This is a genomic window from Salinibacterium sp. VpJ6 (assembly GCF_059767345.1).
This window is the reverse complement of the sequence record NZ_JBSOQL010000001.1, coordinates 756,115-768,761: the sequence shown is the minus strand read 5'-3', so window position 1 is coordinate 768,761 and position 12,647 is coordinate 756,115. Positions and strand designations below refer to the sequence as shown.

Below are 12,647 nucleotides of genomic sequence, written 5' to 3'. Positions count from 1 at the left end.
GACTTTCGAGACCTGCTACGCCTCGAAACCCTCGAATGGATTCTCTTGACCACTCTGCCTATCTGGTTCGAAGTCACGTCGCTGACTGTGCTGCTGATCATCCTCGCAGCCGACCTCATCATGGCGTACAAGCGCCCGCACATCCCGAGCACTAAAGAATCCGCGCTGTGGGTTGGCTTCTACGTCACGCTCGCGCTGATCTTTGCGCTCATGATGTTCTTACTGGGCGACGTGGAGCAGGCCGGACAATTCATTGCCGGTTGGGTCACGGAGTACAGCCTCTCGATCGACAACCTCTTTGTGTTCGTCATCATCATGGGGCGCTTCTCGGTGCCGCGAAAGTACCAGCAAGAGGTGCTGATGGTGGGCATCCTGATTGCTCTCGTGTTGCGCGGAATCTTCATTCTGCTCGGCGCTCAGCTCATCGAGAACTTCAGCTTCATCTTCTACATCTTCGGTGCGTTCTTGCTCTACACGGCGATCCGCCAAGTATTCGAAGACCACGACAGCATGGAAGAAACCGAGAGCGGAATCATCCGTTTCTTGCGCAAGCGCATCAACATTTCGCCGACGTTCGACGGCGGCAAGGTGCGCACGGTCATCGATGGCAAGAAGGTCTTCACGCCGATCCTTGTCGTGTTCGTTGCACTCGGCATCACCGACCTTGTCTTTGCGATCGACTCGATCCCGGCGATCTTCGGAATCACGACCGACCCCTTCATCGTTTTCACGGCCAACATCTTCGCGCTTATGGGGCTTCGCCAGCTGTACTTCCTGCTCGGCGACCTCATCGACAAGCTCGAGTACCTGCACTACGGCATTGCCTTTGTGCTCGGCTTCATCGGTGTGAAGTTGTTCTTCCACGCGATGCACGTCAACGAGTTGCCCTTCATCAACGGGGGAGAGCCGCTGCTGTGGGCGCCCGAAATTGGTACGTGGACCTCGCTCGTCGTGATTCTTGTCGCGATGGCTGTTGCCGTGATCGCGAGCCTTCTCAAGATGAGCCGCGACAAGAAGCGTGAAGCTATCTCTGTCGACAGTGAGTAAAGGCAGCTCGCCGGTAGCGCTCGTCGCCTAACGGCTCAGTCTTCACAACAAACGCGCGGTGTCTGCACCCTGAGCTAAAGCTCGTGGGCGCAGCCACCGCGCGTTTTCGTTGTCGCGAAAAGAGTGCCCGAAGGGCTAGATCGTGGTGACGAGGCGAGACTGCGCGAGGCGCTCCGCCGCGTCCAAGGTGGTGATGCCCTGAGCTGAGGCGTCGCGGAAGATGGTCGTGACCGTGTCACCGATAGCTTCGACGCGCTTCGCGATCGCGTCAGCATCCGCATCGGGTTCTGAAGCCATGTCGAGGTAGATCACGCCGCCGCCGTTGACCACGAAGTCGGGTGCCCAGAGAATGCCGCGCTCAGCGAGGGCTTCAGCACCGTCGTGCTGCGCGAGCTGGTTGTTGGCCGCGCCCACGACACCGCTGACGTTGAGTTCGCGGATGACGCGGGGGCTCAGTACGCCACCCAGACCACACGGAACAAAGATGTCGGCCACCACGCTGTGGGCCTCTTCGACGTCAACCCAGTTGGCATCGAGCTCGGCGGCGAGCAGTTTGCGGTCGAGGTTCACGTCGGTGACGGTGAGCACGGCGCCGGCGGCGGTGAGTGAACGCGCGAGGCGGCCACCGACCTGGCCGAGGCCCGAGATGATGAGGTGGCGACCAGCAAGGTCGCGCGTACCGAAGAGGGCTTCGCAGGTGGCGAGGATGCTCGCGTGAACGCCAGCGGCAGTCGCGTCCGCGGGTTCACCGGCTCCACCTTGATCGGCGGGGAGACCACAGACGTGTTCGGTGCGCTCCGCGACAACCGACATGAGTTCGGCGCTCGTGCCGACATCTTCTGCCGTCATGTACGCGCCGTTGAGGCTTTCGATGGCGTCGCCCAGATCGAGCATCGCCTCGCGCTTCTGTTCGGTCGTCAGCGTGACACCCATCGGAATATGGATGACCGACTTTCCGCCACCGCGGTTGAGACCGGCGGCCGAGTTCTTGAGCGTCATCGCGGCAGAGAGTCGCAGGGAGTCTGCAACGGCATCCGTCCAGTGTGGGTAGTTCCACATTCGGGCGCCGCCGAGGGCCTGGCCGAGAACGGTCGAGTGGACTGCGACGCTGATGATCAGGCCGGAGCGCTTGCCCGTTGAAACGAGAACTCTCTCGTGACTGAATTCGGCGTTTTCGAGAGCGGAGACCGGGGCCTCGAGCGTCGTGGATGCTTGCGTAATCATGTACTTCTCCTGCGTGTGGGCCTTGTGGGCAAAACAACAAAACGGCAAGTGGTGGTAGCGCAAGGGTGGTGCGCTGTGGTCAGCATAGCGCCGGAGTGATGTGGCGGGGCATTTTCATTGCTACCTTAAGAACCGACAAATACTTGGGGGAGAAGTGAGCGTAGACGCGAAGTACGACGTGGCGCTGCCGTCTGGCGCTCTCCACCTCAGCGTCTCCGCCGCATCAGACCTCGGCAGCGTCCGGCGCATCAATGAAGACAGCATGCTCGTGACGCCAGGATTGTTCCTCGTCGCGGATGGAATGGGCGGCCACTCTTTTGGCGACCGCGCCAGTCAGTGCGTTGTTACAACCTTCAGTTCTGCAGTGGATGCGGCACCACAGCTCACTCCCGAACTCATCGTTCAGGCCATCCACGATTCCAACTCGGCGATCATCGAGCTCACCGATGACGACGAGTCAGTGTCAGGAACGACCCTTTCGGGGCTCGCGTTAGTTGTGGTCGGGGCAGAAACTCAACCGCGCTGGATGGCCTTCAACGTTGGTGATTCACGCGTATATAGCTGGAACGGTCGCGAACTCGAGCAAGTGACCGTCGATCACTCGGCTGTTCAAGAGCTGCTCGATCTTGGCGAAATCACAGCGCTCGAGGCCAGCACCCACCCGGAACGCAACATCGTCACACGAGCGCTCGGTATTCACCACGACGTTGACCCTGACCTCTGGTTGCTCCCTGTCAATGACCACCATGTCTACGTCGCGTGCTCCGATGGGCTGAGCAAAGAACTCGACGACGACCTCATCGCGGGAATTCTCGCCGATCGCTCCGCCGTGCGTGACGACCAGACGATCGCTCAGCGACTCGTGGCTGCAGCGCTCGCCGCTGGAGGCAATGACAACGTAACCGTCATCGTGGTTGAAGCAGAGCGAGAGGGCATCACACTTTCGGCTGACGAAGAAACGCACGACCGCGGAATCTCTCAGCACCTCGAACAGACGCAACCCAGAAAGTAGACACAGCTGGTGACGAACTATCTCTACAGCGCTGCGCCCGATACGGCGTGGATGGCGGTGGCTAAGGAGCAGCAGCTTCTCGTCGTCAACTCGCACGATCCAGAACTACTTGGCGCACTCTGGGCGAATACCACCGATGGAATCCACGCGGCTATTGAGATCCTTACCGGCCGTGGGTTAGCGGCAACCCCGGCCTTCGCGCTGCTCGAATGGTCAGCTACTGGAGCACATTTTGCTGCCCGTGTGATTGTTCGCGGAAACGTTGATGTCTCCGTGTTGACGACCGGCGACGACGTTCGGATGAGCGGCTCCCACGTTTCTACGTGGAGTGAACACAGCATTGACGCCGCGACGGCGTGTGACATCAGCATTCTCGGTTCGAGCGCTGCCACTTACCTTCCTTTGCAGTCGGGAGTCGTGCCCGTTGAGCGGATCCAGTGCGCTTTTGTGGCAGGAGTTGCTCCCGTTCAGGCTCGCACTCAGGTTGAGACTCCGGCTAGCGAACCAGTTGCCGTCTCCGCGCCCCAACAGACCCCGGTCGCCCCGGTCGTGCCGCCAGCGGATCCTGCGGAGAAGACCCCGCTTTCTGAAGCGACCATCGTCGACGTTCCGACCGCTAGTTCCACAATTGCAGCAGGACCACCGCCAGCATCAGCCGCGCCATCATCTGCTGCCGTGCCATCGGCATCCGCTCCGATCGACGATGCCGACAACAGCCTTGGCGAAACCGTCTACAGAACGGCGCCAGAAACGGCCGACGTGGGAGACCACGACGGCATGACGATCATGACGGGTGATCTTCGCAAACTGCGCGCGGGCCGCGCGTCTCAGCAAGCGAATGCGGCATCCGCACCACCAGCCGCCGAGCACGCAGCCGCATTGTTCTTGGAACTCTCAACCGGATCCCGCGAGCAATTGAGTCAACCGATCTTGGTCGGCCGGGCGCCCACCGTGAGCAAAGTCTCCAGCGGCGCTCTGCCTCGCCTCGTCACGATTCCGGGTGACAAAGACATCTCGAGAAACCACGTGCACATCGCCGTAGAGGGAGGCACCGTGGTCGTCACTGATTTGCATTCCCGAAACGGCACTCAAGTTGTGCTCCCGGGAAAGTCACCACAGCGTCTTCGCGAGGGGGAGCCCACTGCTGTCATTGTGGGCACTGTCATTGACCTCGGAGGCGATGTCACTCTCACTGTGCGAGAGGGCAACTGATGCGGCGCGCGACATCGACACCACCGGAATTGCCCGGCTACACCTTCGTGAGCGTGCTCGGATCCGGCGGGTTCAGCGACGTCTTCCTGTACGACCAGCACCTGCCCAAGCGTCGGGTAGCGGTCAAGGTTCTGCTCACGGAAGACCTCGCGCCTGCCACACGCGCAGCGTTCGTCGCTGAAGCAAACCTGATGGCTCAGCTTTCCGCGCATCCGTATATCGTGTCGATCTTCCATGCAGACGTGGCCTCCGACGACCGCCCCTACTTCGTCATGGAGTACTGCTCGGGCCCGAGTCTTGCTGAACGCTACAAGCGCGAACCGCTCGCCGTCACCGATGTCTTGAGAATCGGAATCCGCGTAAGCGGCGCTGTAGCAACCGCACACTCCGCGGGAATTCTGCACCGCGATATCAAGCCAGCCAACATTCTGACCAACGACTACGGATGGCCGGCCCTGACCGACTTCGGAATCTCCTCGGCACTCGACGACGAGATTCCCCTGCACACGAGCACCCGCAGCCCACAGGTCGAAGAGAGCGGATCGACAACCGGCGCATCAATTGGGATGTCGGTGCCATGGTCGCCACCCGAGATGTTTGAAGACGACCCCAATCCGGATGTTCGTGCTGACGTATTCTCTCTCGCGGCTACGCTCTACACGCTCCTGGCCGGACAGACGCCGTTCGAAGTGCGCGGTCGGTCCAACGGTGCGCTCGATCTCATCGGGCGAATCGAGCGTGGGCTCATCACACCGATGACCCGTGAAGACATTCCGGCCTCACTTGTTGCGGTTCTTCGAAAAGGAATGTCCTCCCGACGCGAGGATCGCTTCGCGACTGCCCTCGACCTTGCTCGCGCACTGCAGCGGGTTGAGCTTGAGTTGGGATACGCCCCGACCACGGTTGACGTTCCCAACCTCAGCGTCGACGAGACGCCGCGGGGCGATGCTGACGACGATGACGATGCAACCCGCGCTCGCGGAGTAGCGACGATTGAGGCCCAGTCGTCTCGAACGTCCGCTGGGCCTGTGGGAACAGGGTCGGCTGTCTTAAACGGTGCCGCTGCCCAGACAGAAACTCCCGAAGACAAGACTCGCCTTCGCGGTGCCCCCGCTATTCAGGCCCAGCCAGCCTCGGCCCCGGTCGACGAGACGATCGTGAGGCCACGGACGGCCGCGCCCGCTCAGACGTCGCACGAAGCGGCATCCGTTACCGAAGGAGATGAGCAAGCTGCCCCGTCACACAAGCGACGACTGGTTACCTGGATCGTCGGAGCAGTTGCTGGTCTCGTGGCGATCGCCGTAGTGGTAGCCGTGGTTGTGTCGGGCTCTGCTGATCTGGACGACACCACTGAGGCTGTTCCGACGCCCACCGGCGATTCCGCCGTCGTCGCATCTGTGCCATCACCAATTTTGATTTCGGCTGCGTCGAGCGGGACCACAGTCACGTTTCAGGTGGAGAATCCGGCAGAAGAAGAAGGTGATCGACTCATCTGGAAGAGAATCGGCAGAGAAAGCGAACCTGTTCGTCAATCGGAGGACGGCGTGATTGCCGTTGATGGCTACGTGCCTGGCGCTGACCTCTGCATCGATGTCCGCGTCGTGCGCGCGGGCACAGAATCCGCCAACCCCCTGGAAGCGTGCTTTCCCCAATGAATCCACTCAAGGTTGAGTTTTGCGGAGAGTGGTACGACATCGTGCACCCTGCCGATTTTCATGTGGGTAGAGAATCCGATCTGATCATTGATGACAACCCTTACCTTCACCGGCGGTTTCTGCGCATCTATGAAGACTTTGGGATGTGGTGGCTGGGCAACGTCGGTAACCTGCTGTCAGCGACGGTGACGGACGCCACAGGTCAGGTGCAAGCATGGCTCGCGCCCGGGGCTCGCCTCCCCATTGTGTTCCCGCAAATGCAAGTGTTGTTTAGCGCGGGGTCGACTACCTACGAGTTCACGATTCATGCCGATGACGACTACTTCAACACCTCGACTTCGGTGGGCGGTAGTGGAGGTTCCACGACGATTGAGCCAATCCCGTTGACCTCATCACAGCGATTGCTCATCGTCTCGCTTGCGGAGAATGTGTTGCGCCAGTCTTCGCCAGGACGAGGGGATATTCCCGCATCAGCCGAGGCTGCTGCGCGGTTGCACTGGTCGATGACGACCTTCAATCGCAAGCTCGACAATGTGTGCGAGAAACTCGACAAAGTGGGCGTTGCTGGCTTGCGTGGCGGAAAAGGAAATTTGGCGACAAACCGCCGCTTGCGGCTTGTCGAATATGCGGTCGCTACGAGACTGATCGACAAAGACGACCTGTACCTTCTCGATCGCAATGACGCAGAGCACTCACAAGAGGCAGAAAGCTCGAAATAGCGATGGGGAGAACTGCCCATATGCCGAGCGTTTGCTGGGAGGACCTGAATGCTAGGATAATTCACGGATTGTCGGGGCAAAGAAATCCCCGCGGTTAGACGTGTGAGAACAATGCGTGGACTCGGGGGCTCAGCAAGGTGAAACTGTCCGTTCTCGGTGCGAAAAAGCGTAAGGCGATCGCATCAACGGTTGTTCTTGCTTTGATCGCAGGTGTCCCGCTCACGATTGCCGCCCTTCACCCCGGGTTTCCCGTCTCGGACGTCGAGCTCACCGCTCGCGATGTGTGGGTCACCAACGGTGATCAATTGCTCGGTGGTCGACTGAATCGCCAGATTGATGAGCTCAACGGATCAGTTGTCGCCTCGAGCGCCCAATTCGATGTTCTGCAAGATGGCAATGCGCTCTTTATGCACGACCCTGTCGCTAATCGCATTGAGTCGGTTGACCCGGCGACGACAGAAGTAACGTCTGCAATTGATGTGCCGCCGAACGCGCAGATCTCATTCGGAGGAACTAACCTCGCCGTTGTTTCCACCGCTGGAGACGTGTGGATCGTGCCCGCGGTCGGTGACCTTCAGTTCAACTTCGTTTCTGACCCTCCGATTCTCGAACTCGGCGATGGCGGCAAGGCGACGGTGACAACCGAAGGCGTTGTCATCGCGGTTTCTCCCGAGAGGAAGTCGATCTTTCGCGTTGAGACGGTCGCCGATGAGCCCGTTCAGTCCGACTTTCCTGCGGTAGGGGAGTTCCAGATTGCGGCAACTGGCGAGACCGCGGTGGTCTTTGACCAGTCGACCAACACCGTAATCACTGAGGGCGGACGTAGTTCTGAGCTGACTCAACCCGGTCTTCGGCTGCAGCAATCGAGTGCCGAGTCAGACTTTGCCCTCGTCGCGACGGCAGATTCACTTGAGCGAGTCGAGCTCGGTTCCGGCTCAGTGTCGGAGATACCCGCGGATGTCTCGACGCCGGCTGCGGATGCGTCAGGAGTTTCTGCGCCCGTCGCGCTCGACGGTTGCGCTCACGGAGCGTGGGCATCCGGGCAGCGCTACCTGCTGGCCTGCACAGGAGGCGATCCCCAAACCCAAGACATCGAACAACCAACTCAGGGCAATGTTCTCGAGTTCCGAGTAAACCGCTCCGTCATTGCTTTGAACAACCTGTCGAACGGCAACGTGTGGTTGGTCGACGAGAACATGCGACTCGTTGAAAACTGGGAAGACATCACTCCTCCCGAAGACCAGGAGTCTGAAGAAGTGGGTGACGAGAAGTCGTCCATCCAGTCGTTTGAAGACACCCTTGCCGAGCGCACAGACACCAACCGGGCGCCGACCGCTGTCGACGACCAGTTCGGCATCCGCCCTGGGCGCACAACCGTTCTCCCCGTGCTCGATAACGACACCGACCCCGACGGCGATGTCTTAGTCATTTCAGCCTTTGACCGCATTGCGGAGTCGACCGGGCGCCTCGATCCCATTGACGGCTCGCGCGCGCTCCAGTTCACGCCAGCTGAAGGCTTCGTGGGCACTATTTCATTCAGCTACACCGTGGATGACGGCCGCGGGGGCATCGATCAGGCTCGCGTTACCGCGACCGTCGTTCCGGAGTCGCGCAACGAACTGCCCGTGAGTGTGCGTGAAACTGGCGTGAGCGTTGAAGCCAATCAAACCGTCACCTACAACGTGCTCTCCGACTGGAAAGATCCAGATGGAGACGACCTCTATCTCATCGGGGCGTCCCCGAAATCTGGCGACCTCGTGCGTTTTACCCCAGACGGCTTTGTGACGTTCACGCATCAAACGTCTGAGCTCGGCGAAAAAGAAGTGACATTCCTTGTCTCCGATGGTGGAGACACTCCGGCTCAAGGAACGTTGACCGTCAAAGTAGAGCCAGCGGGCAGCTTGAACCCCGTGGGAACACCCGACTTCGCGACGGCGTTTAGCGGCGAAACGGTTGTTGTCGAACCGCTCCTCAACGACCTCTCACCCTCTGGAGCGCAATTGTCGCTCGTCGCAATGGACGAAGCGCCGAGCGGTTCTGTCGCCTCGTTTAACGCCGATCGTGGCGAGATCACTTTTAGCTCATCTCAAGCCGGCATCTACTACATGAAGTACACGCTGAGTGCTGGCGCAAACTCCAGCGTAGGTATCGTGCGCATCGATGTGGTCGAGAAGCCGGCGGATGCTGAGCTTCCGCCCGTGGCTGTCAAAGACACTGCCTACTTGAGGGGTGACGAACCCACAACGGTCTCTGTGCTCTCGAACGATGTGAGCCCAAGCGGCAACATTTTGGCCGTGCAGTCGATTGACGTCGATCCCGGATTGGTCGCAAAGGGCCTCGTGGTTGAACTGCTGGAAAGCACGCTCATCCGGGTGACGTCGCCAGCGGCGCTCACGAGCCAAGTCAACTTCACGTACACGATCTCTGATGGCGTTGGCACGGCAACCGCTGGTGTCACGGTCGTGCCCGTTCCCGCGCTGACTAAGCATCAGCCGCCCGTCGCGCAAAATGATGCGGCTCGAGTGCGCGTCGGCGACATCATCACCCTTGATGTTCTCGACAACGACTTCCACCCCGACGACAGCCCGATGTCGCTCGATGAAGAACTTGTCACTCAACCGGCAGATGGCGTTGCCTTTGTCAGCAAAGACGCGCTCCGCTTTCAAGCGCCCAATACACCCGGTGAATATCAGGTCGACTACCGCGTGATTGACCCGTTCGGCGAGACGGCGGCAGCAACAGCCGTCTTCACAGTGACGCCGCTCGACCCCGACGTGAATCAAGATCCAGTTCCGAGTCCGCTGGTCGCCAGAGTGCTCGCCGGTGGCGATATCAGGGTCGATGTTCCGTTGAACGGAATTGATCCGGATGGCGATTCCACCCAATTGCTGGGTTTCCCCACCAACCCGACGCTCGGTTCAGTCACCGAGTGGGGCACTGACTATTTCTACTATGAAGCGTCGCCAGCGGCATCCGGAACAGACTCGTTCACTTATGAGGTTTACGACGCTTTTGGTGCCACCGGTGTTGGCGAGATCAAGATAGCGGTGGTTCCGGAGCCAGACGAGTTGCGCGATCCGATTGCTGTGCCTGACAGCGTCTCGATCCGCCCCGGTCGCATCGCTCAAGTCGATCTCATGGAGAACGACTCTGATCCTCAGGGCGCGCCAATCTCGGTTTCCCCTGACCTTGTCGACGTTCCCGAGGGGATCGACGCGAAGGTGGTGCGTGGTCAGTATCTGATCATCGAGGCCCCAGACACCGAACAGTCTTTCTCGCTGCGCTACGAGCTGACCAATAATCGCGGTGGTAGTGCAATGAGCTACGTGCTCGTGCAAGTGACTCCGGATGCTCCTTTGCTCCCGCCCTCGGCTGACGACCTCAGCATTCCGAGAAAAGACATTGCAGGAAAAGATTCCATCACGGTTGACCTTTTCGACGGCTCTGCTTTCAACCCTGCCGGCGAGACTGAAGATTTGGTTGTTGGCCTCGAAGGCGCCAACGCGGAATCAGGAGAATTGCTTGAGGTCAATGGCCGAGTAGAAATCACTCCTACAGATACACGACAGGCCATCACCTACAGTGTGACGAACGAAGCCGACGGTTTGACGGCACGAGCCTTTATCTTGGTGCCCGCCGCTGTCGACGAGAACTTTGACGAGCCGCCTTATATTGACCTCGATCTTCCGGTGCAATACGTCGGTATGAACGAGACACGAGAGTGGAAACTCTCGGATATCGTCGTCGTGCCTTCAGGGCGCGATGCGTGGATCACGGATGCCAAGACCGTGAGCTCCGTTCAGGGCGATGGCTCGTCCAACTTTGTGGACAAAGACACGATTACGTTCACTCCAGAACGCGATTATCGCGGGCCCGCTGCGATCAACTTCACCGTGACTGACGGGGACTCCCTCAACGACCCCAAGGGCATCAAGGCCAACCTCCGGCTCAACATCGTTGTGGGTGACCCGGAGTTCCGAGACACCCCGCCGGAGTTTACGACGCCTAACCCACAGGTCGAGGTCGGCGAAACCACGACTATTGACTTGCGTGCATCGACAGCGCACCCGAACCCCACAATTTTGGGACAGGTCACCTATTCCAACATCACGGGGGCGTCGAACGGCTTGCAGGCCAACCTCAACGGCTCGCAGTTGTCGTTGAGCGTGCCACGCAACACGCCTAAAGGCACGGCGATTACTCTCGGAGTGACGCTGCGCTGGGACAAGTTTGAGGTACCGGGCACAATCAACGTGACTGTTGTCGGGTCAACTCGTCCGCTCGCCGTTGCCGTTTCTGATGCGCTAGAAACTCAGCGTGGCGACGGGGCAGTGACCACCAATCCGCTCACGAACGACTCCAACCCGTATCAGACCACGGGGGAGCCACTCACGATTGTCGATGCGACGGTTCAGAACACGGGAGAGCCCGCGGGAGTGTCCTTCACTCGCAACTCGGTCACCATTCAGCCAGACCCCGCGCTCAAGAGCGGCGTGATTGAAGTCGTTTACACAATCGCGGATGCTACAGAGGACGCGGATCGTCAGGTCAACGGAACGATTACGTTGGTCGTGAGCGATGTGCCTGATCAGGTGCAGAAACCCACTCAAGACGGCGGGTCAGCCATCGGTGGCGACCGCTCAGCGACCTGGAGATTCACGGCGCCCGCGACGAACGGCAAGCCGATTACATCGTACGAAGTGCGCACATCCCCAGCGGGTTCTGCAGCAGCGCCGACCAACTGTCAGGCTGGAGCTTCCTGCACCGTAACGGGACTCCAAAATGGCACTCCGTATACGTTCTCGGCGCGCGCTGTCAACGAGCACGGCGCTGGCGAGTGGTCGCCGGCAAGTGATCAAATCACGCCTTATGGCACCCCCGCGACCCCCACTGTCACGACAACCGTATCGAGTCCGTGGGCTCCCAGCGGTCGCGTGTCGGCATCGTGGGCTGCGGTTGGAGCGACGGGCGGCACAACCACCTATTACTGGACGTCGAGCAACGGACAGTCGGGTTCAACGACGGGCTTGAGCGCCCAAACATCCGCGAACCTCGGCGCGGGCAGCTACACCTTTACCGTGTACGCACAAAACACGGGCGGCAAGCGGGGCACTGCGGGAACCTCCAATGCATCCCAGATCAGAAACCAGACCGTTCCCGGGCGCGTAGCTGGAGTATCCGGAAACGTCACCTCTTCGAACACGCCCGGTGCAATTCGTTGGACGTGGAATGCGATGGGCGGAGGAGCCGCCGTTACCGACAATCTGGTTTACCGCTGGACACTGAGCAATGGCCAAACGGGAACGACCACGGGAACTAGCGTGAATACTTCGGGGCTTCCCGAATCGTCCAGCTACTCGATTTCTGTGGTTGCGAGCAACAACGCGGGAACCGGACCGGCGGGAACCGCCAGTGCAGGGCCCATCGTCAACCCGCCACCACCCGCTCGTGCCTCGCTGTGCCTGTACTGGAACGGCAACGGAACCAATAGTCACGAGTTTGGTATCAACTGGAGCGGTCAAGGTGGCGGCGGTCACAGCATGCGAGTTGGTTCTGTCGGTGACAGCTTCACCTACGTGCACAACGGTTCCGGTGATTCAGGTCACATTCGAACTCAGTCATGGAAGAACTGGAACGGCACTCGTGGTAACGCAGACGGCGTCTGGGAAGCCTGGGTCATTTTCGACGGACAAACCTACGGTCGCACCGCTATGCAGGACATCCCTCGCTGCTAGCCGATCCCGCACAACTTCTCTACAGAAATAAGGAACAGGACAC

At 59.8% G+C, this 12,647-nt stretch carries 7 protein-coding genes; 6 read left to right on the top strand and 1 reads right to left on the bottom strand.

Annotated features, from left to right (window positions below; translation table 11 throughout):
• Positions 1–45 precede the first annotated feature (45 nt).
• On the top strand, positions 46–1,047 hold the full coding sequence (locus tag ACWTV1_RS03755) for a TerC family protein (RefSeq protein WP_373296753.1): 1,002 nt from the start codon (positions 46–48) through the stop codon (positions 1,045–1,047).
• A 135-nt stretch (positions 1,048–1,182) separates the two neighbouring features.
• Here the strand turns inward: ACWTV1_RS03755 and ACWTV1_RS03750 are convergent, their stop codons facing one another.
• The gene (locus tag ACWTV1_RS03750; protein WP_339619719.1) at positions 1,183–2,271 is read right to left on the bottom strand and encodes a Glu/Leu/Phe/Val dehydrogenase family protein; all 1,089 of its coding nucleotides are present in this window, start codon (positions 2,269–2,271) and stop codon (positions 1,183–1,185) included.
• A 154-nt stretch (positions 2,272–2,425) separates the two neighbouring features.
• Here ACWTV1_RS03750 and ACWTV1_RS03745 point away from each other — a divergent pair, with 154 nt between their 5' ends.
• From ACWTV1_RS03745 to ACWTV1_RS03725, 5 genes are all read left to right on the top strand, one after another.
• On the top strand, positions 2,426–3,283 hold the full coding sequence (locus ACWTV1_RS03745) for a PP2C family protein-serine/threonine phosphatase (RefSeq protein WP_498504177.1): 858 nt from the start codon (positions 2,426–2,428) through the stop codon (positions 3,281–3,283).
• Between the two features lie 9 nt (positions 3,284–3,292).
• A complete protein-coding gene (locus tag ACWTV1_RS03740; protein ID WP_498504176.1) occupies positions 3,293–4,495 on the top strand; it encodes an FHA domain-containing protein in 1,203 nt (400 codons plus the stop codon).
• Positions 4,495–6,150 (top strand): serine/threonine-protein kinase, encoded by a 1,656-nt coding sequence (locus ACWTV1_RS03735; RefSeq protein WP_498504175.1) that lies wholly within the window; start codon positions 4,495–4,497, stop codon positions 6,148–6,150. The genes ACWTV1_RS03740 and ACWTV1_RS03735 overlap by 1 nt, the downstream gene beginning before the upstream one ends.
• The gene (locus ACWTV1_RS03730) at positions 6,147–6,869 is read left to right on the top strand and encodes a hypothetical protein (RefSeq protein ID WP_498504174.1); all 723 of its coding nucleotides are present in this window, start codon (positions 6,147–6,149) and stop codon (positions 6,867–6,869) included. The genes ACWTV1_RS03735 and ACWTV1_RS03730 overlap by 4 nt, the downstream gene beginning before the upstream one ends.
• Before the next feature lie 137 nt (positions 6,870–7,006).
• On the top strand, positions 7,007–12,604 hold the full coding sequence (locus ACWTV1_RS03725; protein ID WP_498504173.1) for an Ig-like domain-containing protein: 5,598 nt from the start codon (positions 7,007–7,009) through the stop codon (positions 12,602–12,604).
• Positions 12,605–12,647: the final 43 nt, after the last annotated feature.